The sequence below is a fragment of the Bacillus sp. FSL R5-0820 genome, assembly GCF_038593385.1.
Classification (GTDB): domain Bacteria; phylum Bacillota; class Bacilli; order Bacillales; family Bacillaceae; genus Bacillus; species Bacillus altitudinis.
On record NZ_CP151991.1, the window covers coordinates 1,544,976 to 1,571,224 of the forward strand.

30 protein-coding genes and 1 pseudogene are annotated in these 26,249 nt (G+C 41.2%); all 31 read left to right on the plus strand.

Annotated elements, in window-relative coordinates:
• The first annotated feature begins 17 nt into the window (after nt 1-17).
• Nucleotides 18-797 carry a GTP-sensing pleiotropic transcriptional regulator CodY gene (gene codY, locus NST15_RS07880; protein WP_007499612.1) on the plus strand — a complete coding sequence of 260 codons (780 nt, stop codon included), beginning with the start codon at nt 18-20 and terminating at the stop codon, nt 795-797.
• Between the two features lie 288 nt (nt 798-1,085).
• Nucleotides 1,086-1,474 (plus strand): annotated as a pseudogene (gene flgB, locus NST15_RS07885) (flagellar basal body rod protein FlgB).
• The gene (flgC, locus tag NST15_RS07890) at nt 1,474-1,926 is read left to right on the plus strand and encodes a flagellar basal body rod protein FlgC (protein ID WP_007499610.1); all 453 of its coding nucleotides are present in this window, start codon (nt 1,474-1,476) and stop codon (nt 1,924-1,926) included. Before flgB ends, flgC begins: the two are co-directional and overlap by 1 nt.
• Before the next feature lie 11 nt (nt 1,927-1,937).
• A complete protein-coding gene (gene fliE, locus NST15_RS07895) occupies nt 1,938-2,255 on the plus strand; it encodes a flagellar hook-basal body complex protein FliE (RefSeq protein ID WP_007499609.1) in 318 nt (105 codons plus the stop codon).
• Nucleotides 2,256-2,305: 50 nt separating this feature from the next.
• On the plus strand, nt 2,306-3,898 hold the full coding sequence (gene fliF / locus NST15_RS07900) for a flagellar basal-body MS-ring/collar protein FliF (RefSeq protein WP_024720350.1): 1,593 nt from the start codon (nt 2,306-2,308) through the stop codon (nt 3,896-3,898).
• 11 nt (nt 3,899-3,909) lie between these two features.
• A complete protein-coding gene (fliG, locus tag NST15_RS07905; RefSeq protein WP_008344808.1) occupies nt 3,910-4,926 on the plus strand; it encodes a flagellar motor switch protein FliG in 1,017 nt (338 codons plus the stop codon).
• Nucleotides 4,919-5,683: a flagellar assembly protein FliH gene (gene fliH / locus NST15_RS07910; protein ID WP_008344806.1), complete on the plus strand. Its 765-nt coding sequence runs from the start codon at nt 4,919-4,921 to the stop codon at nt 5,681-5,683. Before fliG ends, fliH begins: the two co-directional genes overlap by 8 nt.
• Nucleotides 5,680-6,996: a flagellar protein export ATPase FliI gene (gene fliI, locus NST15_RS07915; RefSeq protein ID WP_008344803.1), complete on the plus strand. Its 1,317-nt coding sequence runs from the start codon at nt 5,680-5,682 to the stop codon at nt 6,994-6,996. The genes fliH and fliI overlap by 4 nt, the downstream gene beginning before the upstream one ends.
• Nucleotides 6,997-7,004: 8 nt before the next feature.
• The gene (gene fliJ, locus NST15_RS07920; protein WP_024720352.1) at nt 7,005-7,448 is read left to right on the plus strand and encodes a flagellar export protein FliJ; all 444 of its coding nucleotides are present in this window, start codon (nt 7,005-7,007) and stop codon (nt 7,446-7,448) included.
• Nucleotides 7,449-7,460: 12 nt separating this feature from the next.
• Nucleotides 7,461-8,147 (plus strand): MotE family protein, encoded by a 687-nt coding sequence (locus tag NST15_RS07925; RefSeq protein ID WP_017359089.1) that lies wholly within the window; start codon nt 7,461-7,463, stop codon nt 8,145-8,147.
• Nucleotides 8,148-9,470, plus strand: coding sequence for a flagellar hook-length control protein FliK (locus NST15_RS07930; protein WP_041090518.1), 1,323 nt, complete (start codon nt 8,148-8,150; stop codon nt 9,468-9,470).
• A complete protein-coding gene (gene flgD / locus NST15_RS07935; RefSeq protein ID WP_017359087.1) occupies nt 9,470-9,913 on the plus strand; it encodes a flagellar hook assembly protein FlgD in 444 nt (147 codons plus the stop codon). The genes NST15_RS07930 and flgD overlap by 1 nt, the downstream gene beginning before the upstream one ends.
• 21 nt (nt 9,914-9,934) lie before the next feature.
• Nucleotides 9,935-10,726, plus strand: coding sequence for a flagellar basal body rod protein FlgG (gene flgG / locus NST15_RS07940; protein WP_017359086.1), 792 nt, complete (start codon nt 9,935-9,937; stop codon nt 10,724-10,726).
• Between the two features lie 37 nt (nt 10,727-10,763).
• Nucleotides 10,764-10,979 (plus strand): flagellar FlbD family protein, encoded by a 216-nt coding sequence (locus NST15_RS07945; protein WP_008344794.1) that lies wholly within the window; start codon nt 10,764-10,766, stop codon nt 10,977-10,979.
• Complete coding sequence (gene fliL, locus NST15_RS07950; protein ID WP_178930134.1) at nt 10,976-11,404, plus strand: flagellar basal body-associated protein FliL; 429 nt, start codon at nt 10,976-10,978, stop codon at nt 11,402-11,404. Before NST15_RS07945 ends, fliL begins: the two co-directional genes overlap by 4 nt.
• A gap of 32 nt (nt 11,405-11,436) precedes the next feature.
• Nucleotides 11,437-12,435 carry a flagellar motor switch protein FliM gene (gene fliM, locus NST15_RS07955; protein WP_008354483.1) on the plus strand — a complete coding sequence of 333 codons (999 nt, stop codon included), beginning with the start codon at nt 11,437-11,439 and terminating at the stop codon, nt 12,433-12,435.
• Nucleotides 12,425-13,546, plus strand: a complete 1,122-nt coding sequence (fliY, locus tag NST15_RS07960) for a flagellar motor switch phosphatase FliY (protein ID WP_007499588.1) — start codon at nt 12,425-12,427, stop codon at nt 13,544-13,546. Before fliM ends, fliY begins: the two co-directional genes overlap by 11 nt.
• 27 nt (nt 13,547-13,573) lie before the next feature.
• Complete coding sequence (locus tag NST15_RS07965) at nt 13,574-13,936, plus strand: response regulator (protein WP_007499584.1); 363 nt, start codon at nt 13,574-13,576, stop codon at nt 13,934-13,936.
• 18 nt (nt 13,937-13,954) lie between these two features.
• On the plus strand, nt 13,955-14,614 hold the full coding sequence (gene fliZ, locus NST15_RS07970) for a flagella biosynthesis regulatory protein FliZ (protein ID WP_024720357.1): 660 nt from the start codon (nt 13,955-13,957) through the stop codon (nt 14,612-14,614).
• Nucleotides 14,607-15,272, plus strand: a complete 666-nt coding sequence (gene fliP, locus NST15_RS07975; protein WP_007499580.1) for a flagellar type III secretion system pore protein FliP — start codon at nt 14,607-14,609, stop codon at nt 15,270-15,272. The genes fliZ and fliP overlap by 8 nt, the downstream gene beginning before the upstream one ends.
• Before the next feature lie 16 nt (nt 15,273-15,288).
• Nucleotides 15,289-15,558: a flagellar biosynthesis protein FliQ gene (gene fliQ, locus NST15_RS07980; RefSeq protein WP_003211206.1), complete on the plus strand. Its 270-nt coding sequence runs from the start codon at nt 15,289-15,291 to the stop codon at nt 15,556-15,558.
• 6 nt (nt 15,559-15,564) lie between these two features.
• Nucleotides 15,565-16,344, plus strand: a complete 780-nt coding sequence (fliR, locus tag NST15_RS07985) for a flagellar biosynthetic protein FliR (RefSeq protein WP_007499578.1) — start codon at nt 15,565-15,567, stop codon at nt 16,342-16,344.
• A complete protein-coding gene (flhB, locus tag NST15_RS07990; RefSeq protein WP_008344784.1) occupies nt 16,341-17,429 on the plus strand; it encodes a flagellar biosynthesis protein FlhB in 1,089 nt (362 codons plus the stop codon). Before fliR ends, flhB begins: the two co-directional genes overlap by 4 nt.
• A 29-nt stretch (nt 17,430-17,458) precedes the next feature.
• Nucleotides 17,459-19,492 (plus strand): flagellar biosynthesis protein FlhA, encoded by a 2,034-nt coding sequence (gene flhA, locus NST15_RS07995; RefSeq protein WP_008344782.1) that lies wholly within the window; start codon nt 17,459-17,461, stop codon nt 19,490-19,492.
• A complete protein-coding gene (flhF, locus tag NST15_RS08000; protein ID WP_056704725.1) occupies nt 19,492-20,610 on the plus strand; it encodes a flagellar biosynthesis protein FlhF in 1,119 nt (372 codons plus the stop codon). Before flhA ends, flhF begins: the two co-directional genes overlap by 1 nt.
• Nucleotides 20,607-21,512, plus strand: coding sequence for a MinD/ParA family protein (locus tag NST15_RS08005; protein ID WP_035392057.1), 906 nt, complete (start codon nt 20,607-20,609; stop codon nt 21,510-21,512). The genes flhF and NST15_RS08005 overlap by 4 nt, the downstream gene beginning before the upstream one ends.
• Nucleotides 21,509-22,591 carry a chemotaxis response regulator protein-glutamate methylesterase gene (locus NST15_RS08010; protein ID WP_008344775.1) on the plus strand — a complete coding sequence of 361 codons (1,083 nt, stop codon included), beginning with the start codon at nt 21,509-21,511 and terminating at the stop codon, nt 22,589-22,591. The genes NST15_RS08005 and NST15_RS08010 overlap by 4 nt, the downstream gene beginning before the upstream one ends.
• Nucleotides 22,592-22,596: 5 nt before the next feature.
• Nucleotides 22,597-24,624: a chemotaxis protein CheA gene (locus NST15_RS08015; protein ID WP_007499569.1), complete on the plus strand. Its 2,028-nt coding sequence runs from the start codon at nt 22,597-22,599 to the stop codon at nt 24,622-24,624.
• 24 nt (nt 24,625-24,648) lie between these two features.
• Nucleotides 24,649-25,110 (plus strand): chemotaxis protein CheW, encoded by a 462-nt coding sequence (locus NST15_RS08020; protein ID WP_007499568.1) that lies wholly within the window; start codon nt 24,649-24,651, stop codon nt 25,108-25,110.
• A gap of 12 nt (nt 25,111-25,122) precedes the next feature.
• Nucleotides 25,123-25,749 (plus strand): chemotaxis protein CheC, encoded by a 627-nt coding sequence (locus tag NST15_RS08025; protein ID WP_007499567.1) that lies wholly within the window; start codon nt 25,123-25,125, stop codon nt 25,747-25,749.
• The gene (locus tag NST15_RS08030) at nt 25,749-26,249 is read left to right on the plus strand and encodes a chemotaxis protein CheD (RefSeq protein WP_007499566.1); all 501 of its coding nucleotides are present in this window, start codon (nt 25,749-25,751) and stop codon (nt 26,247-26,249) included. The genes NST15_RS08025 and NST15_RS08030 overlap by 1 nt, the downstream gene beginning before the upstream one ends.

Sequence of the window (26,249 nt, forward strand, 5' to 3'; positions counted from 1 at the left end):
CTAGGAGGATCATTATTATGGCGTTACTACAAAAAACAAGGATTATTAACTCGATGCTGCAAGATGCAGCGGGGAAGCCGGTTAATTTTAAAGAAATGGCAGAAACATTGAGAGATGTCATTGATTCAAACATTTTCGTATTAAGCAGAAGAGGGAAACTTCTTGGCTACTCCATTAACCAGCAGATTGAAAATGCACGTATGAAAAAAATGCTGGAAGATCGTCAGTTCCCTGAAGAATATACAAAAAGCTTATTCAATGTCCCTGAAACATCTTCAAACCTTGACATCAACAGTGAGTACACAGCTTTCCCGATTGAGAACCGTGATTTATTCCAATCAGGTTTGACAACGATTGTACCAATCATCGGAGGCGGAGACCGCTTAGGGACGTTAATTCTTTCTCGTTTGCAAGATACATTCACAGATGATGATTTAATTCTTGCTGAATACGGCGCAACAGTTGTTGGAATGGAGATTCTTCGCGAGAAAGCGGAAGAAATTGAAGAAGAAGCAAGAAGTAAAGCGGTTGTTCAAATGGCGATCAGCTCTCTTTCATATAGTGAGCTTGAAGCGATTGAGCATATCTTTGAAGAACTTGATGGAAACGAAGGGCTGCTTGTGGCAAGCAAGATTGCTGACCGTGTAGGAATCACTCGTTCAGTGATCGTAAACGCACTTCGTAAATTAGAAAGTGCAGGCGTTATTGAATCTCGTTCTCTTGGAATGAAGGGAACATACATCAAAGTATTAAACAACAAATTTTTAATTGAACTTGAAAATTTAAAATCTCACTAATCAAAAAACCCTTTTCGGCCGAAATAAACGCTGAAAAGGGTTTTTTTGTATAAAAAAAGAGGATTTGTCCGAAAAATGACACTCTTTTTTCCAAGAAACCCCTTACAATTCTGTAGTGCTTTGAATCTAGGTCTTTATACCTATTCGTAAAATAGATATATATTACGAGTTTTTTTTACAATTACATCATAGACTTTAATCCTATTATTTCTTACAATGAACATATGGTTTTACAAATCTCGACATGATTAAATGGAATGAAATACATATGATTGGAGGTATATGGTTTTGGATATATTTTCTGGAACGATAAGCAACCTTGAGAATGCCTTGGGCAGAGCGAATGTTAAGCAAAAAGTCATAAGCAATAATATCGCGAATATAGACACACCGAACTACAAGTCTAAAAAAGTTGCATTCCACGACATGCTAAATGATGCGTCAATCAAATTAGATGCTAAAAAACATACCAAGGTCACATTGATTTTTCTAAAACAGGGTCTAATTATTCAGTTGTTTCGAGTAACCGTACTTCTTATCAAGAAAACGGAAATAATGTCGATATTGATCAAGAGATGAGTGAACTCGCTAAAAACCAAATTCAGTATAATGCGTTGGTTGAAAGAATGAGCGGAAAGTTCAATTCTCTTAAAACAGTTTTGACAGGAGGTAAGTGATGTCGATTTTTTCAGGCGTTAACGCTTCGGCCTCAGCATTAACAGCACAGAGGCTCAGAATGGACGTTGTATCCTCGAACCTTGCGAATATGGATACAACAAGAGCTAAACAGGTTGATGGCAAGTGGGAGCCTTATAGACGCAAGCTCGTCACATTACAGCCGTCAGGTGAATCATTTTCATCTATATTGAACTCAAGCATGAATTCGAGCGGCAAATTAGGAAACGGCGTCAAAGTAACAAAAATTACTGAAGACGAAACTCCATTCAACCTTCAATATGATCCTACAAATCCCGATGCCAATGAAAATGGATATGTTCAAACACCAAACGTTGATCCATTAAAGGAAATGGTTGATCTCATCAGCAGCTCAAGGTCATATGAAGCAAACGTGACTGCGCTGAATGCGAATAAAAGCATGCTGATGAAAGCTTTAGAAATAGGAAAGTAAGGTGAAAAGAATTGGTTAACGCAATATCTCCTTTCCAGCTTCAAACCGCTCAGCAAGCAAGTGAATTGACGAATGCGTCGTCTGTGCAGGCGGCCGCACCTAAAAGTCAAACGAATTTCTCTGATGTGCTGAAGAATTCCATTGAGGCATTAAATCAATCACAGCTGAAATCAGACCAGTATACGAATGCTCTCGCACAAGGGAAAGATGTCAATCTCGATGAAGTCATGATTGCTTCACAAAAAGCGAGTGTGACACTCACAGCTGCAACCGAGTTTCGGAATAAAGCAGTCGAAGCGTACCAAGAGATTATGAGAATGCAGATGTAGGAGGTGCTGGTGGACAAAAAATAGACTGAATGGAATGACCGGGGGTTAAGATGAATCGTACTTTAATGCAATTAAGAACAAAAACAGTTGAGTTTTGGCGAAATCGATCAAAATTACAAAAAATACTCATGATTGGCGGCGTAGCTGCCCTAGCAATCATTATTACGGTTGTTAGCATCTTTGCTTCTTCTGAAAAAATGGTTCCGTTGTTTAGAGATTTGTCTGAGGCAGAAGCAGGACAAATCAAACAGGAACTGGATGGCAAAAACGTTAAATCGGAACTTGCAAATAACGGAACGACGATTTTAGTTCCAGAAAAGCAAGCAGACACTTTAAAAGTCACACTTGCATCAGAAGGACTTCCTAAAACGGGGAATATTGACTACTCCTTCTTTGCGAACAATTCCGGCTTCGGTTTAACAGATAATGAATTTGATGTTCTGAAAGTAGACGCAACTCAGACAGAACTATCCAATCTGATCAACACGATTGATGGGATTAAAGATTCAAAGGTTATGATTAACCTGCCAAAAGATTCCGTTTTTGTTGGAGAAGAGCAAAGTAATGCATCAGCATCAATTGTGCTGCAAGTTCAACCAGGCTACACGCTTACTCAGCAACAAGTAAAAGGCCTTTATCATCTTATTTCAAAAAGTGTGCCGAATTTAAAAACAGAAAACATTGTCATTATGGACCAAGATTCCAACTACTATGACTTAAACAGCAGCTCAGATTCCTATGCAAGTGGAATGGATGCACAGCAGCAGAAAAAAGAGGAGATTGAAAAGAATCTTCAACGAAAAATTCAACAGCTGCTTGGAACGATGATGGGTCAAGAGAAAGTTGCCGTATCGGTCACTACAGACATTGATTTTACTGAAGAAAAAAGAAAAGAAGATCTTGTCGAACCAGTTGATCAAGAAAACATGCAAGGAATTGCTGTCAGCGCTGAAAAGATTGCTGAAACTTATTCAGGTAATGGCGCAGCAGCTGGAGGCACCGCTGGAACAGGTGACGATGATGTCACAAATTATCAAGGTGCCGATGGAACGAATGGAAGCGGAGATTACGAAAAGAGCGAAGATCGTATCAATTATGAAGTCAACCGCATTCATAAAGATATCAAAGAAAGTCCTTATAAAATCAGAGACGTTGGCATTCAGGCACTAGTTGAACCGCCTACTGCAAACGATCCGAACTCATTAACTGCTGAAAGGCAGGATGATATCAAAAAAATTCTTTCAACCATCATCAGTACATCGATTGATAAAGAATACACAAACGGTCAAGCACTCACTCAAGCTGACTTAGATAACAAAATCGTTTTATCTGTATCAAAATTAGACGGTAAACAGCAAACGGCAGCAGAAAACCCTTCAAACAATATTCCGATTTGGGTTTATATTGTTGGCGGTGTGCTACTACTTGCCATTATCGCTCTCATTATCCTTCTCGTACGTAAGCGAAGAAAAGATGAGGAAGAAGAGTTTGAGTTTGATGAACGTACACCAATTCATGTTCCTGATATCGATACTGAGCCAGAAACAGAAGAAATGGTGAGAAAAAATCAGCTTGAAAAAATGGCAAAAGATAAACCAGAAGACTTTGCTAAATTGCTACGCAGCTGGCTGTCCGAGGATTAGGAGGAATACACATGTCGAGAAAAGATCCAAATCGACTAACAGGCAGACAAAAAGCAGCAATCCTAATGATTTCCTTAGGGCTAGACGTGTCAGCATCTGTATACAAACATCTGTCTGAAGACGAAATAGAAAAATTAACATTAGAAATTTCAAATGTAAGAAGTGTAGATACTGCTAAAAAAGATGAGATCATCGAAGAATTTCACAGCATTGCCATCGCGCAGGACTACATATCACAAGGCGGCCTTATGTACGCAAGACAAGTGCTTGAAAAAGCGCTTGGTGAGGACAAAGCGGACAGCATCTTAAATCGCTTAACATCCTCACTTCAAGTGAAACCATTTGATTTTGCTAGAAAGGCTGACCCAGAGCAAATTTTAAACTTTATCCAGCATGAGCATCCACAAACCATTGCGCTCATTCTTTCCTACCTAGATCCAGTGCAGGCTGGACAAATTTTATCTGAGTTAGGCGAGGAAGTACAAACCGAGGTTGCAAGAAGAATTGCTTTAATGGACCGCACATCTCCAGAGATCATCAATGAGGTGGAACGTATTCTTGAACAAAAGCTTTCTTCAACCTTTACGCAAGATTATACCCAAACGGGCGGAGTCGAAGCGGTAGTTGAAGTCCTGAATGGTGTAGACCGTGCAACGGAGAAAACCATTTTAGATACACTGGAAATTCAAGATCCTGAGCTTGCTGATGAAATTAAGAAACGTATGTTTGTCTTTGAAGACATTGTCACTCTTGATAGCAGAGCCATTCAGCGCGTGATTCGAGATGTTGAAAATGACGATTTACTACTTGCACTCAAAGTGGCAAGCGAAGAAGTCAAAGAAATTGTCTTCCGCAACATGTCGCAACGTATGGTCGAAACGTTCAAAGAAGAAATGGAGTTTATGGGACCTGTTCGGCTTAGAGATGTCGAGGAAGCACAGACTCGTATTGTCAGCATCGTAAGACGACTTGAAGAGGCTGGAGAAATCGTCATAGCTCGAGGTGGAGGAGACGATATCATTGTCTAGGATTATCAAACATGAAACATCTGTTATTCCTGAACAAGGCCGTCAAACCATTCCCTTGCAGCAAGTGGAATTCAAAAGAGAACATCACGAAGAAGAGCCTGTCAACGAAACAGAAGCATCTCAACTTGTATTAAGTGATGCACAAGATGAAGCAAGCCGCATTTTAGAACAAGCAAATCGTGAGCTGGAACAAACAATGGCTGAAATCAATCAGCGGCGAGCTGATTTTGAAGCAGAAAGAGTACAGCTCATTGAAGAAGCGAAACAAACAGGATATCAAGATGGTTTTCAAAAGGGCGAAGCAGATGCGAATTTACAGTATCAATCGATTCTTGATCAAGCGAATGACATTGTCAGCCTTGCAAAGCAGGACTATGAAGCAAAAATCGAAAGCTCTGCTGAAGAAATTGTCGAACTTGCCTTTGAGCTCGCTAAACGAGTATGGAATGCAGCTGAGGACACAAAAGAACAATTTTTAACGCTAGTGAAGCAGGTCATTTCAGAAGTGAAAGAATATGACGATATTTCCATCTATGTCGACCCTGCACATTACGAACATGTGATGGAATATAAAGATGAATTAAATAGAATCCTTCAAAAGAATACACATCTTGCCATTTACTCGGATGAAAAAGCACCAAAAGGTACTTGTTACGTCGAAACAAGCTTTGGAAAAGTGGAAGCGAGTGTTGATACCCAAATGAATCAGTTAAAAGAAAAGTTATTAGAAGTCATTGATTCAGGTGATCACAAATGAACATAGATGTGCTAAAAGAAACGATTGAAACTGCCGATCCTTATAAACGTTTTGGTAAAGTCAATCGAGTTGTTGGACTGATGATCGAGTCCAAGGGGCCAGAAAGCTCAATCGGTGATGTATGTCTGATTCACAAAAAAGGGAGCAAGAATCATCCGATCAAAGCAGAAGTCGTTGGCTTTAAAGATGAAAACATTTTGCTCATGCCCTACGTAGAAGCCTCTAACATCTCACCAGGCAGTCTTGTTGAAGCAACAGGTGAGTCGTTAAAGGTCAAAGTAGGAACTGGTTTAATCGGGCAGGTTGTTGATGCCTTCGGTGATCCACTGGACGGCAGCATGCTTCCTAAAGGACTTGCACCTGTCTCAACAGAACAATCTCCTCCAAACCCGATGGACAGACCGCCTATTCGTGAAAAAATGGGCGTTGGTGTCAGAGTGATCGACAGCTTGCTCACAGTCGGCACTGGTCAAAGAATTGGCATATTCGCGGGAAGCGGTGTTGGTAAAAGTACCTTGATGGGGATGATTGCCAAGCAGACAGAAGCGGATCTCAATGTCATTGCACTTGTTGGAGAGCGTGGACGTGAAGTTCGCGAGTTTATCGAAAAAGATTTAGGAGCTGAAGGACTGAAGCGTTCGATTGTTGTTGTCGCAACTTCAGATCAGCCCGCACTGACAAGATTAAAAGCAGCCTATACAGCAACAGCTATTGCCGAATATTTCAGAGACAGAGGAAAAAATGTCATGTTTATGATGGATTCTGTCACAAGGGTCGCCATGGCACAGCGGGAAATAGGACTTGCAACCGGTGAACCGCCAACAACAAAAGGATATACGCCTTCAGTGTTCGCTATACTGCCAAAATTGCTAGAACGAACTGGTACAAATCAACTTGGTTCCATCACAGCGTTTTACACAGTGCTTGTTGATGGTGACGATATGAATGAGCCGATCGCTGATACAGTGCGGGGGATTTTAGATGGCCACATAGTACTTGATCGTGCATTGGCCAACAAAGGACAGTTTCCAGCTGTCAATATTCTGAAAAGTATCAGTCGTGTCATGAGTAATATCGCAAGTCATGATCATAAGGAAGCGGCTAACCGGTTCCGCCAGCTTTTATCCACATATCAAAACGCTGAAGATCTCATTAACATTGGAGCATATAAAAAAGGCTCCTCTAAAGATATTGATGAGGCTATGCAAGCTTACCCACAACTGATTTCATTTTTGAAGCAGGACGTTGAAGAGGCTGTATCGATTGAAGACAGCGTGAGGATATTGCTCAGTTTGATGAATAGAGAGGATTGACAAAAACAGTGAGATATCAATACAAATTTCAAAAGCTCTTAGAATTGAAAGAAAGTGAAAAAGACAAATCACTCGCAGCGTATCAACAATCCGTTTCGGCATTTGAGCAAGCCGCTGAAAAACTCTATGAAAATATGAGTAAAAAAGAGCTAATGGAAAAGAGCAAAGAAGAAAAGCTGAGAAGTGGGATGAGTGTTCAAGAAATGCGTCATTATCAGCAATTTGTGACGAACTTAGATAACACCATTCATCATTATCAGCAGCTTGTGATCATGAAACGCCATCAAATGAATGAAAAACAATCTGATTTAACTGAAAAAAATATTGAGTTTAAAAAGTTTGAAAAAATGAAAGAAAAGCAATTTGAAAAGTTCTCCCTTGAACATAAGGCAATTGAAATGAAAGAAATGGATGATATCTCTATCAGCCAATTCATGTTTCAAGGACATTAGGAGTCGAGATGAATGCCTAAGAAGGAAAAAACAAAGGAATCAAGTGGCGGCGGTAAATTTCAATGGATCTTGTTTATTGTCATTATCCCATTGGTTGTGCTTGTGATCGTGACGGGCACAATCCTTTATATGGCGGGTTATGATCTAAAGAAACCGCTCCAAAACATTCCGGGGATTAGCAGCTTGGTTGGATCAGATGACACATCAAAAACGTCATCTTCAAATAACGATCAACGTGATACAGAGTTGAAAGCGTTGAAAAAGACGATTAAAGAACAAGAGAATGAACTTGAAATTGCTCAAAAAGACTTGAAGACAAGTGATGAAGAGATTAAACGATTGAATCAAAAAATCAATTCACTTGAAAAAACATCTGATAAAGAGAACACGTCAGCAAGTGACAGTTCATCAAACAGTACATCATCAAGTAATAACGCATCAGGATCTTCCTCTGATTCGTCAGCATCTTCTAATCAGCAATCAAAAGGAAAGGTCGCCAGCATTTATGAAAGCATGGATGCAGGGAAATCTGCCAAAATTTTATCAGAGCTAAGTGATAAAGAAGCTTTGAAGATCCTTGAAGAGCTGAGTAAAAATAAGTTGACGGACATATTAGCAAAACTGACACCTCAGAAGGCAGCAACGTTCACGAAGGAGCTTGCCAAAAAAGAAGAAAGTGAAAATGGGGGTGGACAATAAGTGAAGCTATTGGACATTGGAGCCTTACAGCAATCTTCCCAAGGTCTCTCGGGACTAAAGGGAGAGGGGGCAGTATCTGCTCGCGGCCTGTTTAAACAATTGTTAAATGGCGCAGGTATTCAAAGTGGTCCAGCTATTTCTCAGCCAGCGGAAACCACTCTATCCATGAATGATGCGATGCAAATCATTGAAAAATGGATGCAATCACCTGAAGAAGGAATAGATGGAGATCTTCTTGCGGCACTTCAGGCGCTGCAAGGTCAAAAGCTTGAAGTGGCTGACTTAAAGTCACTTGAAGAGCTATTTCAAAAGATGGAATCGGTTATCTATGGCGATCAGGATGAGAAGCCAGTTGCTGAACATAGTGAACAGCTCATACAAGTCCACTTTTTCTTATATCAAATACTGAATCAGCAGCCGGTGAGCTTTGATGCAAAACTTGTACAGGATATTCAAGCAAAAGGTGAAGATTTCATCAAGTTTCTAACGAAAAACGGAGCAGATGAAAAGCTCATTCAACAAGTAAAAGAGCAGTTCTTCTCGCAAGGATCGGCACCTAAGCTGAATAATATGTCGCAAAGCGAGCTGAAACACTTTAATCAGTTAATCGATCATATGATGGCGAATGCGAAAGGGTCAGATAAAGAATGGAAAATTTCCTTAGGAGAGTTAAAAGAAATGGTTGCTCCAAGGCAAGAATCTTCCTTCTCATCTCCAGCAAAAGGTGCTGCCTCACTTGAATGGCTTATGAAGAAAGAAGTCATCAAAGGTCAAGGCACTGCGGCACCTGCTTCTGAAAAAACAATCACCCATACGCTGCTTCCAGGGCATAAACAGTTTTTCCAACTGCAATCAGCTGCTCCTATGCAGCAGACGCAAACAACTGACGAAAAGCCAGGCACGGTTGATCAGCAGATTTTAAATACGTGGAAACAAATGAAGTTCACACCATTTGGCAATTCAAGCGGACGGTTTACCGTACGATTAAATCCAGAAAATCTCGGGTTTATTACCATCCAGCTAACGAAACAAAACGGGATGTATGCGAGTAAAATTACAGCTTCAACGCAAGCAGCAAAAGAGCTGCTCGAGCATCATCTGCCTCAGCTCAAGCAGGCGCTACCGAATATGTCGGTTCAAGTTGACCGTTTCCATATACCGCTTCAGTCAAATGAGCAGCCGTCTTTTGGACAATTTAATGAGGAAGGCAAGCAGCAGCCATCAAAAGGACAAAGTTTCCAGCAGCCTGATGAACAGGAAGCTGAATTCCAAGATGTACTAGATGCGCTTGTTGGATCAGAAGAAGAAGAGGAGGAGATCTAATGGCAACTGTTGATGCGACGAATAGAACAGCCGCACAAGCGGACACTTCTTCAAACGCAGCAAAGAAAACAGATACACTTGGCCGAGATCAGTTCTTGAAAATCTTGCTTACGCAGCTTCAAAACCAAGATCCGACAAACCCGATTGATGACCGTGAGTTTGTCACACAGCTTGCAACATTTTCTTCTTTAGAACAGCAAATGAATATGAACGAATCTATCACCAAAATGAATCAGATCATGTCTACATTTGTTGCACACCAAGATCCATTTACGACATATGTAGGCTGGATTGGTAAAGAAGTAGCGGGTAAACAAGATGATAAAGACATATCTGGCACTGTGAAGTCTGTGAAAAACATAAACAATGAATACTTCCTATATTTAGAAGATGGAACGAAAATCAGCCCTTGGGACGTTACAACTGTTGGAGAAAAATCGTAAGCAAATCGAGGAGGAAAATAAATGTTACGCTCACTTTACTCAGGAATTAGTGGAATGAAAAACTTCCAATCAAAATTAGATGTTGTAGCCAACAACGTAGCCAACGTCAACACACACGGATACAAAAAAAGCCGTATCACGTTTAAAGATATGGTCAGCCAAACCATTGGAAGTTCTGGTGGGCCAACGAACAACTCTGGTTCAATCAACTCAAAGCAAATTGGTTTAGGGTCATCTTTATCTTCAATCGATAAAATCATGTCAGCGGGATCTTCTCAAAATACAAATGAACCTTACGACTTCTATATCAATGGAGATGGGTTTTTCCGTATTGAAGTTCAAGGAGAAGTTCTTTATACAAGAACAGGAAATTTCGACACTGATTCAGAGGGAAGTTTAGTCACCCCTGATGGAAATTATCTACTTGGAATGAATGGACAAAAGATAACGATTCCAGACGGTGTTTCAAGTGTAAGTGTTGGTCCAGATGGAACGATTTCGGTTGTTGAAAACAATGTATCAAGAACCGTTGGTCAAATATCACTCGTATCTTTCCGTAACGCAGGAGGGCTAGACAAAGTTGGTGACAACCTTTACCGCCAAACGTTAAGCTCAGGTGCTCCAAGTAATCCAATCGTACCAGGTGAACAAGGAACGGGCGTCGTCCAAACAGGTAAACTTGAAATGTCAAACGTTGATTTAACAGATGAGTTTACAGAAATGATTATCGCACAGCGTGGATTCCAATCGAATGCAAAGACGATCACAACATCTGATGAAATTCTGCAAGAACTTGTGAATCTGAAACGATAGGAGGTAGGAGGAGCGGTTTATCGCTTCTCTGCTTAATATGATTGAAGTGACAAGATTAAATGGCAAAGGATTTATGCTCAACGCTCTCCATATCGAGCAAATCGAAAGCTTTCCAGACACGACCATTACACTCGCCAATGGAAAGAAATTCGTTGTGAAAGAAGATGAAGAGCAGCTTCAGGAGAAAATCATTTCTTTCTATAGAAAAATCCAAGTCATTTCATTGAATCAAGGAATAGAGGAGTTTGAATGAAGAAGAAATTAGTCGTAGTAATGCTAATCATGATTATTGCTATCGTCGGAATTGGAGCAGGTATTTTCTTTCTGGTGAATGGGTCAGACGAAGCAAAAGCAGAAAAAGAGCCAACAGCAGATGAAGTCGTAAAAGCTTCTGTTGAAATTCCTGAGATTGTGACCAATTTAAAATCTGAAGGAAATGCGGTCAAACTTGTACTAAATATTGAAACAGATTCAGAAAAAGCCAAAGAAGAGCTTGAAAAAAGAAACTTCCAAGTGAAAGATGCTGTGATCGACATTTTATCAGACACGAATGCAGATGAACTTGATGGCAAAAAAGGCAGAGAACATTTTAAAACACAGGTCAAAAACAAAGTGAATAACTATTTGCAAGATGGCAAGGTGAAAGAAGTTTATATAACCTCCTTTAATCTGCAATAGAGGCGATTAATTGACACGATGGAGGTGAAGAAATGTCAGGAGAAGTGCTTTCCCAGAATGAGATCGATGCATTATTATCCGCCATATCAACAGGCGAAATGGATGCAGAAGAGCTGAAAAAAGAAGAAACGACGAAAAAAGTGAAAGTGTATGACTTTAAACGTGCACTGCGCTTTTCAAAAGACCAGATTCGAAGTTTAACAAGAATTCATGATAACTTCGCTAGACTGCTTACCACACACTTTTCAGCGCAGCTAAGATCATATATTCAAATTTCTGTCAGCTCGGTTGACCAAGTGCCATATGAAGAATTTATTCGTTCGATTCCTAATATGACATTATTAAACTTATTTTACGTCAGCCCGCTTGAAGGAAGAATCATGCTTGAAGTGAACCCAACGATTGGCTATGCCATGATGGATAGGCTGATGGGCGGGATTGGCATTAGTCATAATAAGACAGAATCACTGACAGAAATCGAAACAAAGATTATCTCAAACATGTTTGAGGGAGCTTTGGAAAACTACAGAGAAGCGTGGCAGTCCATAACCGACATCGAGCCAGAAATGGCAGATTTCGAGGTAAATCCCCAGTTTGTTCAAATGGTGTCACCAAACGAAACAGTTGTCGTCATTTCTCTTAATACACAAATTGGTGAGGTAAGCGGGGTTATTAATCTCTGTATTCCTCACGTAGTATTAGAGCCTATTATTCCGAAGCTGTCTGTACACTACTGGATGCAATCGGAACGAAATGAACCGAAACAAGAAGAAACAAAGGCCATTGAAAAACGGATTATGACGGCGAAAATACCGGTAGTCGCAGAGCTTGGACAATCGGAAATGACGGTGGAAGAGTTTTTGAATTTGGAAATTGGTGATTGTATTGCCTTGGACAAACCAGTAAATGCGCCTCTTACTGTTATGGTCGGAAATAAACCGAAATTCTTGGGACAGGCCGGCCGCGTGAATCGGAAACAGGCGATTCAAATTCTAGATCACGACATAAGAGGTGAAGAAGATGGAGAATAACGGAAGTAAATTATCACAAGATGAAATCGATGCGCTCCTTAAAGGAGGCAGCAATGACGATATAGAGCCTGATACACTCCTTTCTGCAATGGAACAAGATGCCATTGGGGAAATCGGAAATATATCATTTGGAAGCTCTGCAACAGCACTTTCAACCCTATTAAGTCAAAAAGTGGAGATTACAACTCCAACTGTCACAGTGATTCAAAAAAGCAAGCTGAATGAGGAATTTCCTCATCCGTATGTCGCAATTGAAGTGAATTATACGGAAGGCTTCAGCGCTAGTAACCTGCTTGTCATCCAGCAAACCGATGCGGCAGTCATTGCGGATTTAATGATGGGCGGAGATGGAACAAATGCTGACCCGTCGTTAAGTGAAATTCACTTAAGTGCAGTACAAGAAGCGATGAACCAAATGATGGGTTCAGCAGCGACGTCCATGTCAACAGTCTTTAATAAAAAGATTGATATTTCTCCGCCTCGCGTTGAGCTGCTTGATGTGAAAGAAGGAGAAGGCACAGACCGCATTCCAGCTGAAGAGATGCTTGTCAAAGTGTCCTTTAGATTAACGATAGGTGAACTCATAGATTCAAATATTATGCAGCTTTACCCTATTACGTTTGCGAAAGATTTGATTGCAGAATTAACAGACCCAGCGGAAGAAGAGCCGGTTCAAGAAGCACCTCAGAGTGCACCTGAACCACAGCAGGCTGCTCCGCAAGCACAATCTGCTCCTATGCAGCAATCGGCACCGCCGAAAAGACAGGCGAAGCCAAAGCCGGCAGAACCTGTCAATGTGGCGCCAGTTGAATTTGAGGCATTTAGTGAGCCTCAGCATACAACAAGTCAGCTCGGTAATCTTGATATGCTGATGGATATTCCACTTTCCATTACAGTGGAGCTTGGAAGAACGCAGCGCAGTGTGAAAGAAGTACTTGAACTTTCCGCTGGAAGTATCATTGAACTGGACAAACTTGCAGGTGAGCCAGTCGACATTCTGGTCAACAAACGAATCGTCGCCAAAGGAGAAGTTGTTGTCATTGATGAGAACTTTGGTGTACGTGTGACTGACATTTTAAGTCAGTCTGAAAGACTTTCTAATTTAAAATAAACAAACATATAGGGAGAGAATAAGTAAATGGCTACTAAGGTATTAATCGTAGATGATGCAGCATTCATGAGAATGATGATTAAGGATATTCTTGTAAAAAATGGATTTGATGTAGTAGGAGAAGCAGAAAACGGCGCACAAGCTGTTGAAAAATATAAAGAAACATCTCCTGATCTAGTCACAATGGATATCACAATGCCAGAAATGGACGGGATCACAGCATTAAAAGAAATTAAACAAATCGATGCTTCGGCAAAAATCATTATGTGCTCAGCGATGGGACAACAATCAATGGTTATTGATGCCATCCAAGCAGGTGCAAAAGACTTTATCGTGAAGCCATTCCAGGCAGACCGTGTACTTGAAGCAATTAATAAAACGTTAGGCTAAAAAAGGGTGTAAGACTTGTTGAAAAAACGTTTGATATGTATAGCAATGATCAGTTTTATGCTTTTCTTGACAGCGCAGCCCGCCTCACTGTTTGCTGAAACAAAAGATCCTGAAAATGGCACGGTGAATGACTGGCTCAAAGATGAGAAAGAAAGCAAAAAGGATACAGAAAAGAAAACCACTGACAATCAAACGAATCCGGCAGAAGAAGTTCCCTCTTCTTCTGTCTCCATTATGGATTTTGTCAAAATGATTGGTGCCTTACTTTTTGTCATCCTGCTCATTTACGGATTGGTGAGATTTGTTGGAAAGCAAAACCGCTTACTCAAGCCATTTCGCTATGTTGAAAATATTGGCGGAACGACGGTTGGTCAAAATCGTTCAGTTCAGCTGATCAAAGTGGGCAAACGAGTATTAGTTGTCGGCGTAGCAGACTCAATCCAGCTGCTAAAAGAAATCGATGATGAACAAGAATGCGAAGCGATTGTGAAACAATACGAAGAAGCGATGGAAAGTAAGACTGACTTACCGAAAATGATGCAAAAATTAACATCGCAAGTGAAGAAACACGATCAGCCGACCACTTCTTCTTTTTCAGCCAATTTAAAGGCGCAGCTAGCCGAATTGAAAAAGACCCAATCAGAAGTCAGAAAGAAAGGCCCGAAACAAAATGAATGAGTTTATCGATTTATTTAATTCCAGTGGCGCAGGGAATATTAGCACATCTGTCCGTCTTCTTTTATTGTTAACTGTATTTTCAGTTGCACCAGGCATTCTGATTTTAATGACCTGTTTTACACGGATTGTGATTGTTCTTTCGTTTGTTAGAACATCACTTGCAACCAACTCAATGCCGCCAAACCAAGTGCTTGTAGGACTTGCTTTGTTTCTCACATTTTTTATTATGGCACCCACGTTCTCAGAGATTAATAAAGAGGCACTCACGCCGCTGTTAAATGATGATATTACGTTAAATCAGGCCTATGAAAAAGCCGAAGTGCCAATTAAAGAGTTTATGAGTAAACATACGAGACAGAAAGATTTGGCTTTATTTCTTAGTTACGCAAAAATGGATACCCCTGAATCAATTAAAGATATTCCCTTAACGGCGATGGTACCAGCTTTTGCAATTTCAGAATTAAAGACGGCATTTCAAATTGGTTTCATGATCTTTATTCCATTTTTAATTATTGACATGGTGGTCGCAAGTGTCCTGATGTCGATGGGGATGATGATGCTTCCGCCGGTTATGATATCGCTCCCTTTCAAAATATTGTTATTTGTATTAGTTGATGGATGGTATTTGATTGTTAAATCTTTGCTGCAAAGCTTTTAGAGTAGGTGCTTAAAACATGAGTTCAGAATTTGTCATTACGATGGCTGAAAGATCAGTGTATGTTGTTTTACTTGTCAGCGGGCCGCTTCTTGCGCTCGCACTAATCGTGGGACTAATTGTCAGTGTGTTTCAGGCGACAACCCAAATCCAAGAACAGACGCTTGCGTTCATTCCAAAAATTGTTGCAGTGCTCATTGGACTTGTTGTGTTTGGTCCGTGGATGCTTTCAACAATTGTGTCATTTACAACAGAGCTGTTCTCGAATTTAGATCGATTTGCAGGTTAATCAGAGATGTCAATCATAGAATTATTTCCTGCCTTTCTTCTCGTTTTCATTCGGATCACCGCTTTTTTTGTGACAGTGCCGCTATTAGCGCATCGAACGATACCAGCAGTTCACAGAGTTGGTTTTTCACTGTTTTTGGCTGTCATTAGTTTTAGCACCATTAAAGAACCGCCAGCACTCGATATCGACGGTCTTTACATGATGCTTGCCGTGAAAGAAGCAATGGTCGGACTTCTTCTTGGACTGATTGCATATATCATGGTGTCCGCAGTTCAAATTGCCGGCTCATTCATCGATTTTCAAATGGGCTTTGCGATCGCCAATATTATTGATCCACAAACAGGGGCGCAAACGCCGCTGATGGGGCAGTTTTTTTATACGGTGACCTTGCTGCTGATGCTGGCAACAAATGCACATCATTTGCTGCTTGATGGAATCTATTACAGTTTTCAATATATTCAAGTTGATCAGTATGCACTGAACTTCGGTAGTGAATCCTTTGCTTACTTTATTGCAAAGAGTTTCAACCAAATGTTCATCATAGCCTTTCAAATCTCAGCACCTGTTGTGGCTAGTTTGTTTTTAGTCGATTTGGCATTAGGAATTGTGGCACGTACAGTTCCGCAAATGAACGTATTTGTCGTTGGACTTCCCATTAAAATGGGCGTGAGTTTTATTATGATCATCATTTGTATGGGTGTTATCTTCGGGGTCGTCCAAAATACATTTGAAACGATTGTGCTCACCATGAGGAATTTCTTAGCATTGGTCGGTGGTTCGTCATGACGACAAGACTTAGACTCGACTTGCAATTTTTCGCAGGTGAAAAAACAGAAAAAGCAACACCGAAAAAGAGACGGGATTCACGTAAAAAAGGGCAGGTTGCCAAAAGTACCGACGTCAATACAGCCATCTCATTTCTACTAATCTTTTTATCATTCTTTTTTATTGGGCCTTTTATGAAAGAGCGTATTATTGCGCTCATTGAACGTTTTTATTCAACAACGATGCTAATGAAGGTTAGCACATCTAATATTCACCAGTTATTCTTGGAATTGCTTCAAGAGACAGGTCTCCTCCTCATGCCAATTCTTGGTGTTGGGATGCTGGCAGGGATCATCAGTAACTATTTACAAGTTGGGTTTCTCTTTTCAACTGAAGTGATCAAGCCCAAATTAGAAAAGCTTGATCCAATCAAAGGGTTTAAACGAATATACAGTATTCGAGCACTCGTTGAGCTATTAAAATCCATTTTAAAAATTGGTTTTGTTGGTTTTGCGACATTTATCGCTCTATGGATGCACTTTGACGAAATCTTGCGGCTCCCTCTACTCACTGCAGAGGAAACCCTTCATTTCGTGGCAAATATGACCTTGATTATGGGTCTATATGCAGCAGGTGCTCTTCTGATCTTAGCCGGGCTTGACTACATGTATCAGAAATTTGATTATGAAAAAAACTTACGGATGTCTAAACAAGACATCAAAGATGAGTATAAAAAATCAGAGGGTGACCCGCTCATAAAATCAAAAATTAAACAGCGGCAAAGGGAAATGGCCATGAGACGGATGATGCAGGAAGTCCCAAAAGCGGACGTCATCATTACAAACCCGACCCACTATGCAATTGCCTTGAAATATGACGAAGAAAAGATGGACGCGCCCTATGTTGTGGCAAAGGGAACGGATATTTTGGCTTTGAAAATTAGAACAATTGCGAAAGAACATGATGTTATGACTGTAGAGAACCGGCCACTCGCCCGCGCCCTCTATGATCAAGTGGATATCGACCAAGCGGTGCCGGAAGAGTATTTTAAGGCGATCGCAGAAATTTTGGCTTACGTATATAAAACGAAACAAAAGATTTTATGAATTTTTGGTTTTAAAAGGAGAGAACAGGCATGTCAGCAAGAGATTTATCTGTTTTATTCAGTGTTATTTTAATCGTGGCGATGCTGGTCATACCGTTTCCGCCCATCCTATTAAGTATTTTAATCATTATTAATATTTCTCTTGCGCTTATCGTGCTTCTCACCACAATGAACATGCAAGAACCACTGCAATTTTCCATTTTTCCGTCTTTGCTTTTGCTCTTAACACTGTTTCGTTTAGGGCTTAACATCTCTACAACCCGTTCTATTTTATCAACTGGAGATGCTGGTAAGGTTGTAGAAACGTTTGGATCATTTGTTGTTGGGGGCAATATACTCGTTGGTCTGGTTGTCTTCCTTATTCTGATCATTATTCAGTTTATTGTCATCACCAAAGGGGCGGAGCGTGTATCAGAGGTTGCGGCCAGATTTACACTCGACGCGATGCCAGGTAAACAAATGAGTATTGACGCAGATTTGAATGCAGGAATGCTGACAGAAAGTGAAGCTAGAAACCGCCGTGAAAAAGTAGCAAGAGAAGCAGACTTTTATGGTGCGATGGATGGTGCAAGTAAGTTCGTTAAAGGGGATGCCATCGCAGGTATTATCATCGTTATTATCAATATTATTTTTGGCATCATTATTGGGATGATTCAGCAAGGAATGTCGATTCAAGAATCAGCTTCCCACTTTACTCTTTTAACAGTAGGGGACGGAATTGTGTCGCAAATCCCTGCACTTCTCATCTCAACAGCGACAGGGATTGTTGTCACGAGAGCGGCTTCTAACGGAAACCTTGGTTCAGACATTACGGGTCAGCTCTTTGCCTTCCCTGCCATGCTTTACGTCACAGCAGGTACGATCTTCCTGCTTGGATTGTTTACGCCAATTGGCGTACTTTTGACAGGGCCGATCGCAGGTTTACTTGCACTCGGTGCGTACATGATGTCGAAAAACAAACAGGATCAAGAAGAGATTGAAGAAGTACTGGAAGAACAGGCAGAGGTAGAAGAGATGAAAAGTCCAGAAAGTGTCATTCATCTCCTGCAAATGGATGCCATTGAATTTGAATTTGGCTACGGGTTGATTCCACTTGCAGATGCCAATCAAGGCGGAGACCTGCTAGACCGGATTGTCATGATCAGAAGGCAGCTTGCTCTTGAACTAGGTCTTGTCATTCCAGTTGTCCGTATTCGAGACAACATTGCGCTGAACCCGAATGAATACAGGCTCAAAATAAAAGGGAACGAAGTGGCAAAAGGAGAGCTGCTGCTTGATCATTACTTAGCGATGTCCCCAACGCCTGATGATGATCCGATTGAAGGAATTGAAACAATCGAACCATCCTTTGGTCTGCCGGCAAAATGGATATCAGAAGCAGAAAAAGATCAGGCTGAAATGCTTGGGTATACAGTGGTCGATCCAGCATCTGTTGTGTCTACCCACATCACAGAGAAGATTAGACAAAATACCCACGAACTGCTTGGACGCCAAGAAACGAAGCAATTAATCGATCATCTGAAAGAAAGTTATCCAGTTCTAGTAGATGAGGTAACGCCGAATCCACTAGCAGTCGGGGATATCCAAAAAGTACTTGCAAAACTTCTGAAAGAAAAGGTCTCCATTCGAAACCTTGTGACCATTTTTGAGACCCTTGCAGACTACGGAAAATTAACGACTGATACAGACTTGCTAACAGAGTATGTTAGACAGGCACTTGCAAGACAGATTACTGCGCAGTATGCAAGAGAAAATGAATCACTGAAAGTCGTGACATGCTCAGGCCGAGTCGAAAAGGTGATTGCAGACAGCGTGCAGCAAACAGAGCATGGGAACTACTTATCGTTAGATCCAGAATCCTCTGAAAGTGTGATTCAATCAGTGGCGAGAGAAATTGAACAGCTTTCGCTTCGTCAGGAAACGCCGGTTCTATTATGCTCACCTCCTATAAGAATGTACGTCAAACAGTTGTTAGAAAGATATTTCCCAGATTTACCGGTACTATCTTATAACGAACTAGAAGCAAATGTGGAAGTACAGAGCATCGGAGTGGTGGATATCTAATGAAAATGAAAAAAATCACAGCGAATTCTATGCAGGAGGCAACGATCCAAATCAGGCAGCAGCTTGGGAAGGATGCCGTCATATTAAATTCGAAAACCGTTGTCAAACGAAAGCTGTTCGGTTTAAAGAAACAGCAAATGGTCGAAGTGATTGCAGTGCTGGATCAAGATTTTGAAGAAAGAGCCGGTAAAGGATTACAACCAGCAGCTGCGCCTATCCCGGTGTTACCGAAAAAGGAGCAGATTCAACATCTTACGCAAGAGCTGCCGGCTGCCACTCAAGCAGTTAAAGCAGCGCCTTCTCATTCTCAGCCTTTAGAATATGCAAGAAACGAACGCCATGCCGGGATCTTGCCGGATTCTCTCATGAAGATTGATCAAAAGCTAAAAGATCAAGGTCTTGATGATGAGATTCGAGATGAATGCTTAAAGGGTCTTTTAACAAAAGGTGCTGTGAAAGAAGAGCAGATTGAAAAAGAACTTGAAAAACTACTCACAGGGATGCTGCCGGCTCACACTTCTGATGAGCCGATGATTCGTTCGAAATACATTGTGCTGTTTGGTTCAACTGGTGCTGGTAAAACGACAACGATTGCAAAGCTTGCTGCGAAAACGGCTATTCAGCAGCAAAAGAAAATTGCTTTTATCACAACAGATACGTACCGGATTGCCGCGATTGAACAACTAAAAACATATGCTGAACTGCTAAATGCACCGCTTGAGGTTTGTTATTCAAGAGAGGACTTTGTGAAAGCACAGCAGACCTTTAAAGACTATGATCATATTTTCATCGATACAGCAGGCCGTAACTTTAAAGAAGAGGCGTACATCAAAGAGCTGACAGATATCATTCCATTTGATGAAAGCATTCAAAGTTTTCTCGTCATGAGTGCGACATCGAAATATCAAGATATGAAAGCCATGGTCAAACGTTTTGAACACGTTCCAATCGATCAATTTATTTTCACAAAAGTTGATGAAACAGACACGATGGGAACGATCTTTCAAATCATTGCAGAATCTCAAATCGGGCTCGGGTTTTTAACAAATGGCCAAAATGTGCCTGAGGATATTCTTGAGAGTTCCCCCCTTGATTTGACAAGGATGGTCTTACAATGATGAAGCCTGACCAAGCCGAAGGTTTAAGAAAGCTTGTTCAGCAGAACCAACTGATTGTACCGAACTCTCTTCGTGCGAATGGACAAGCGAAAACCATTGCTGTCATGAGCGGTAAAGGCGGAGTAGGTAAATCGAATTTGACGCTGAATATGGCACTGTCTATCGCAAGTACGGGCAAGCAAGTGCTCATCATCGACCTCGACTTTGGCATGGGGAATATTGATATTTTACTAGGGAAAACATCGACCAGCTCTATATTAGACGTGCTTGTTAGGAAAAAATCCTTCCAAGCGGCTATGACAAAAGGAACGGACAATCTGTATTACATTTCTGGCGGAAGCGGGCTTGAACAGCTATTTTCTTTAGACAAAGATCAATGGTCGTTCTTTTTAGAAGAGATGGAGAAAATATTGAATGACTTTGATTGTATATTCTTTGATATGGGTGCAGGCTTGTCAAAAGATCAACTCCCTTTTGTTTTATCGGCAGGAGAAGTGGTTGTTGTGACAACGCCAGAACCAACATCCATCATGGATGCCTACAGCGCAATTAAGCACTTAGCCATTCATCAGTTTGAACAGTCTGTTCAAATCATTGTCAACCGGTGTAAAACCCCTTCGGAAGGATCTGAAACGTACCGGAAATTAGCAGGAGTGGTGACGTCATTTCTACACCGAAAGCTTGTATTTGCTGGTGCGGTACCTGATGATCCTGCTGTTCCTAAAGCGGTCACTGAACAAATGCCATTTTATATGAAGCAGCCTCATTCAAGGCTAAGTAAAACCATTAAAATGCTGGCTGAAACACTTTATCATCAGCAGATAAGAGAGGCACAGAGAGAGCAGCATACGTTTATAGATAAGTTGTCCTCTTTTTTTAAAAGGAGGAAGGTGGACTCATGATTAGAGTGCTTGTAGTAGATGACTCGGCTTTTATGAGAAAACTCATCAGTGATTTCCTAAGTGCCGAGCAAGAAATTGAAGTCGTCGGAACGGCGCGAAATGGAGAAGATGCCTTAAAGCGGATTAAGGAATTGAATCCGGATGTTGTCACACTTGATGTGGAAATGCCTGTTCTAAATGGAACAGAAGCATTAAAACAAATTCTGGCTGAACACGACCTTGCTGTGATTATGGTGTCAAGCCAGACGAAGCAAGGGAAGGAATTAACCATCCATTGCTTAGAACTCGGTGCTTTTGACTTTGTGACAAAGCCTTCAGGAAGTATTTCGCTCGATTTACACAAAGTAAGAGGTCAAATTGTAGAGCGGGTACTTGCGGCAGGCCTGTCCAGAAAACGTACTGAGAAACAAGTTTCTCCTAAGCCGTTCATGAAGCCGCCAAGTCCAATTCCAGCGGCCGCTCCCCGCCTGCAAGAAGTAAGAAGCGGCTCATCACTCCGAAAGATTATTTCAATCGGAACATCTACGGGAGGGCCTAGGGCGCTTCAACGAGTCGTCACGAAGCTGCCAAAAGACATAGAGGCGCCGATTTTGATTGTGCAGCATATGCCGGCAGGATTTACGGCATCGCTGGCTACTAGATTAGATCATTTATCACAAATTACGATCAAAGAAGCTCAAGATGGAGACATCGCTAAAAATGGAGTGGCTTACATAGCTCCTGGTGGATTGAATATGTCACTTCATGAACAAGGGGCAGCTTTAGTGATCAGGCTGTCCCCAGAAGACACTGACAGCCGTCACAAACCTTCTGTTAACTATTTATTTGAATCCATCAGCAACATAAAAGGTTACGAGAAAATCGCTGTCATTATGACAGGAATGGGTAGTGACGGCACAGAAGGTGTCAAAAAAATGGTCGCAAGCGGTCATACAAAAGTCATTGCAGAAAAAGAAGAATCATGTGTTGTTTTCGGAATGCCTAAATCAGTCATTAAAGCAGGCCTTGCACATGAAACAAGGCATGTGGATGACATCGCACATGCAATTATAAGCTCCATGAAAAAAGAGAGGGCGTGAACACGTTGGATGTAAACCAATACTTAGATATCTTTTTAGATGAAAGCAGAGAACACTTACAAACTTGTAATGAAAAACTTCTTGAATTAGAAAAGAACCCAACAGACTTGCAGCTAGTGAATGATATATTCAGAGCCGCTCATACACTGAAAGGCATGAGTGCAACGATGGGCTTTGATGATATGGCTCAATTAACACATCATTTAGAAAACATGTTTGATGCCATCAGAAACGAACAAATGATTGTCACTCCTGAATCAATGGATACGATGTTTGAAGCACTCGATCACCTTGAAGCAATGGTTCAATCGATTGCAGAGGGCGGGGATGGAAAACGTGATGTCACGGAGATTAGTAAAAAACTAGATGTGACAGGAAGCCATGCAGAAACAGCATCTGCCGTTGAGACTGCTGAAGCATCATCAGCTGCAAGCGACCTAGACTATAACGAATTTGAACGAACAGTTCTTGATGAAGCGAGAGAACAAGGCTTTAAATGTTATGAGCTGAACGTGACATTAAGTGACGCATGCTTATTAAAAGCCGTTCGTGTCTATATGATTTTTGAAAGACTGAACGAAGCAGGAGAAGTTGTCAAAACGGTTCCGAATGCAGAACTTTTAGAATCAGAAGATTTTGAATCTGAATTCAGCATTTCTTACTTATCGAAACAGCCGATGGAAGAAGTGAAAAAAATCGTGACAGCGATCTCAGAGGTTGAACAAGTGGAGATTTCTGAAGTCTCTGCCTTTGAAGAAGCGGCTCCGGCTGAAACAAAAGCAGAGAAACCTGAGCAGAAAAATGAAGAAGCCGCAGCGCCTGCTGCTAAAGCGCCAGCAAACGATGCGCCAAAAGCAAATGGCAATAACGGTGCAGCTGCCGGCGGAACGAAAACGATCCGTGTCAACATCGATCGTCTAGATTCACTTATGAACCTGTTTGAAGAGCTTGTCATTGATAGAGGGCGTTTAGAACAGATTGCCAAAGAACTTGAAAACAACGAACTCACGGATACAGTGGAAAGAATGTCCCGTATTTCTGGAGACCTGCAATCGATCATCTTAAACATGAGAATGGTGCCTGTAGAAACGGTGTTTAACAGATTCCCACGTATGATTCGTCAATTGACGAAAGAGCTCAATAAGAAAATTGAACTGATCATTGAAGGTGCTGAGACAGAGCTTGATCGAACAGTGATCGATGAAATTGGCGATCCGCTCTTACACTTACTTAGAAACAGTCTCGATCACGGGATTGAATCACCAGAAGAACGTGTGAAAAAAGGCAAACCAGAAAAAGGAACTGTTCTTTTAAAAGCATATCATAGCGGAAACCATGTCTTCATTGAAGTCGAAGATGATGGCGGCGGAATTAACCGTAAAAAGGTCCTTGAAAAAGCATTAGAGCGCGGAGTTATTACAGAAAGAGAAGCGGAAACGCTTGAAGATCACCAAATTGATTCATTGATCTTTGCAGCAGGGTTCTCTACAGCTGATACGATTTCTGATATCTCGGGCCGAGGTGTAGGTCTTGACGTTGTGAAAAACAAGCTCGAATCATTAGGTGGTTCTGTGAGTATTAACTCAACAGAAGGTCAAGGCTCACTGTTCTCAATTCAGCTTCCACTCACATTATCGATCATTTCCGTACTTCTTGTGAAACTAGAGGAAGAAACATTTGCTATTCCGATTTCTTCTATTATAGAAACGGCTGTCATTAAGAAGAGTGACATCCTTCAAACGCATGATCGTGAAGTCATTGATTTCCGTGGATTTATCGTACCGGTTGTGTACTTGAAGAAACAGTTCAACGTACCAAATGCGAATGATTTAGAAGAAGAACTGCACATTATTGTTGTCCGTAAAGGAGACAAGCTAACAGCATTTGTGGTCGATTCGTTTATCGGTCAGCAAGAGGTTGTATTGAAATCACTTGGAGATTACCTACCAAACGTATTTGCGATATCAGGCGCAACAATCTTAGGTGACGGTCAGGTTGCACTCATCGTTGACTGTAATGCACTGATTAAGTAAAAAACAATAGAGGAGCGGTCTGAAATGAGTACAGATATCAAAACTGGCGAAAAGATGATTGTGTTTATCGTAAACAAAAAAGAATACGCCATTTCAGTATCAGAAGTAAAGTCCATTGAAAAATGGCAGCAGCCGACAAGAGTTCCTGGCGTTGCCCCTTATATATGCGGTGTCATTAATCTACGTGGTGTCGTGACACCTGTCATTGACCTTAGAGTGAGACTTGGATCAACTGACAACGAGATTACAGACGAAACAAGAATGATTATTGTACAAGTTGGTGACATTGAAGTCGGCTGGATTGTTGATGAAGCAAATGATGTCATTACTGTTCATCAGGAAGAGGTAGAATCTTCTACTGATACAGCTGAAAAAGAAGGACTGTCATGGGTGACAGGTATTATTAAGCATGATCAGCGCCTATTCAATATCATTCATGCTGGTGCGGTCCTCGACAAGAGCGTGCAAGATGCACCTGTTCATTAAGGGGGATGTGAAATGAGCATTTTCAATGAAATTAAAGATGAACAGCTAGATATATTAAGTGAGGTTGGGAATATCGGAGCAGGCCATGCAGCGTCTGCTCTTGCCAGCCTATTGAATCGCAAAATTGATATGGCTGTTCCTTTTGTCAAAGTTCTCTCGTTTGAAGATTTAATGGATTTCTTTGGTGGAGCAGACCTTCCAGTTGCCAGTATCTTTTTGCGAATGGAGGGTGATCTTACCGGTTCAATCTTTTTCATTATGCCGTTTGAACAAGCTGAACAATTTGTAAGAGAGCTTGTTCAGGACCCAGCATTTGATATTGATACGATTCATGAACACATGCTAGGAACATCAGCGCTTCATGAGTTAGGAAATATTTTAGCAGGCTCTTATTTATCAGCACTTGCCGATTTAACAAAACTGCAGCTTCACCCAAGTGTTCCAGATGTCACGCTCGACATGTTTGGGGCTGTCATTAGTGAAGGATTAATGCAGTTTAGCCCTCTCGGCGATCAGGCGATTGTGATTGATACATCTATTTTTGATGATCAAAATCAGCAAGAGCTGAAAGGAAATATGTTTCTATTACCAGACTTTGAATCGTTTGAAAAACTGTTCAAAGCATTAGGTAACCTATAATGAACGTGCAGATTCCGGCAGTTGTAAAGGTTGGTATAGCGGATGTTCAGCTTGTGAAAACACCGGACCGTATTCGGACATCCGGTCTCGGTTCTTGCGTAGGACTTGTCCTTTTTGACCAAGAAAAAAAACTGGCAGGACTTGTCCATGTCATGCTTCCAGACTCCTCTCTTTCAAAAGGAGCGGTAGAGAACTTGGCTAAGTATGCAGATACAGGTGTCAAGCATACAATTGATCTGCTCTTAAAAGAAGGAGCGCGCAAACATGCGCTAAAAGCGAAGCTTGCTGGCGGCGCAGAAATGTTTAAATTTAAGTCAACCAATGATCTGATGAGAATTGGACCTAGAAATGTATCAGCTGTGAAAGAACATCTGTCTCTTCATCATATCCCGATCATTAGTGAGGACACGGGCGGAAACAATGGACGCACGATTGAATTCGATCCGCTTACAACAGAACTTGAGATCCGCACTGTGAAACAAGGCATTATGAAGATATAA

What these genes read in the sequence shown, in the direction of transcription:
- codY (WP_007499612.1), top strand. Translation starts at nt 18, where the DNA reads ATGGCGTTACTACAAAAAACAAGGATTATTAACTCGATGCTGCAAGAT.
- flgC (WP_007499610.1), top strand. Translation starts at nt 1,474, where the DNA reads ATGTCGATTTTTTCAGGCGTTAACGCTTCGGCCTCAGCATTAACAGCA.
- fliF (WP_024720350.1), top strand. Translation starts at nt 2,306, where the DNA reads ATGAATCGTACTTTAATGCAATTAAGAACAAAAACAGTTGAGTTTTGG.
- fliG (WP_008344808.1), top strand. Translation starts at nt 3,910, where the DNA reads ATGTCGAGAAAAGATCCAAATCGACTAACAGGCAGACAAAAAGCAGCA.
- fliI (WP_008344803.1), top strand. Translation starts at nt 5,680, where the DNA reads ATGAACATAGATGTGCTAAAAGAAACGATTGAAACTGCCGATCCTTAT.
- NST15_RS07925 (WP_017359089.1), top strand. Translation starts at nt 7,461, where the DNA reads ATGCCTAAGAAGGAAAAAACAAAGGAATCAAGTGGCGGCGGTAAATTT.
- flgD (WP_017359087.1), top strand. Translation starts at nt 9,470, where the DNA reads ATGGCAACTGTTGATGCGACGAATAGAACAGCCGCACAAGCGGACACT.
- flgG (WP_017359086.1), top strand. Translation starts at nt 9,935, where the DNA reads ATGTTACGCTCACTTTACTCAGGAATTAGTGGAATGAAAAACTTCCAA.
- NST15_RS07945 (WP_008344794.1), top strand. Translation starts at nt 10,764, where the DNA reads ATGATTGAAGTGACAAGATTAAATGGCAAAGGATTTATGCTCAACGCT.
- fliL (WP_178930134.1), top strand. Translation starts at nt 10,976, where the DNA reads ATGAAGAAGAAATTAGTCGTAGTAATGCTAATCATGATTATTGCTATC.
- fliM (WP_008354483.1), top strand. Translation starts at nt 11,437, where the DNA reads ATGTCAGGAGAAGTGCTTTCCCAGAATGAGATCGATGCATTATTATCC.
- fliY (WP_007499588.1), top strand. Translation starts at nt 12,425, where the DNA reads ATGGAGAATAACGGAAGTAAATTATCACAAGATGAAATCGATGCGCTC.
- NST15_RS07965 (WP_007499584.1), top strand. Translation starts at nt 13,574, where the DNA reads ATGGCTACTAAGGTATTAATCGTAGATGATGCAGCATTCATGAGAATG.
- fliP (WP_007499580.1), top strand. Translation starts at nt 14,607, where the DNA reads ATGAATGAGTTTATCGATTTATTTAATTCCAGTGGCGCAGGGAATATT.
- fliQ (WP_003211206.1), top strand. Translation starts at nt 15,289, where the DNA reads ATGAGTTCAGAATTTGTCATTACGATGGCTGAAAGATCAGTGTATGTT.
- fliR (WP_007499578.1), top strand. Translation starts at nt 15,565, where the DNA reads ATGTCAATCATAGAATTATTTCCTGCCTTTCTTCTCGTTTTCATTCGG.
- flhB (WP_008344784.1), top strand. Translation starts at nt 16,341, where the DNA reads ATGACGACAAGACTTAGACTCGACTTGCAATTTTTCGCAGGTGAAAAA.
- flhA (WP_008344782.1), top strand. Translation starts at nt 17,459, where the DNA reads ATGTCAGCAAGAGATTTATCTGTTTTATTCAGTGTTATTTTAATCGTG.
- flhF (WP_056704725.1), top strand. Translation starts at nt 19,492, where the DNA reads ATGAAAATGAAAAAAATCACAGCGAATTCTATGCAGGAGGCAACGATC.
- NST15_RS08005 (WP_035392057.1), top strand. Translation starts at nt 20,607, where the DNA reads ATGATGAAGCCTGACCAAGCCGAAGGTTTAAGAAAGCTTGTTCAGCAG.
- NST15_RS08010 (WP_008344775.1), top strand. Translation starts at nt 21,509, where the DNA reads ATGATTAGAGTGCTTGTAGTAGATGACTCGGCTTTTATGAGAAAACTC.
- NST15_RS08020 (WP_007499568.1), top strand. Translation starts at nt 24,649, where the DNA reads ATGAGTACAGATATCAAAACTGGCGAAAAGATGATTGTGTTTATCGTA.
- NST15_RS08025 (WP_007499567.1), top strand. Translation starts at nt 25,123, where the DNA reads ATGAGCATTTTCAATGAAATTAAAGATGAACAGCTAGATATATTAAGT.
- NST15_RS08030 (WP_007499566.1), top strand. Translation starts at nt 25,749, where the DNA reads ATGAACGTGCAGATTCCGGCAGTTGTAAAGGTTGGTATAGCGGATGTT.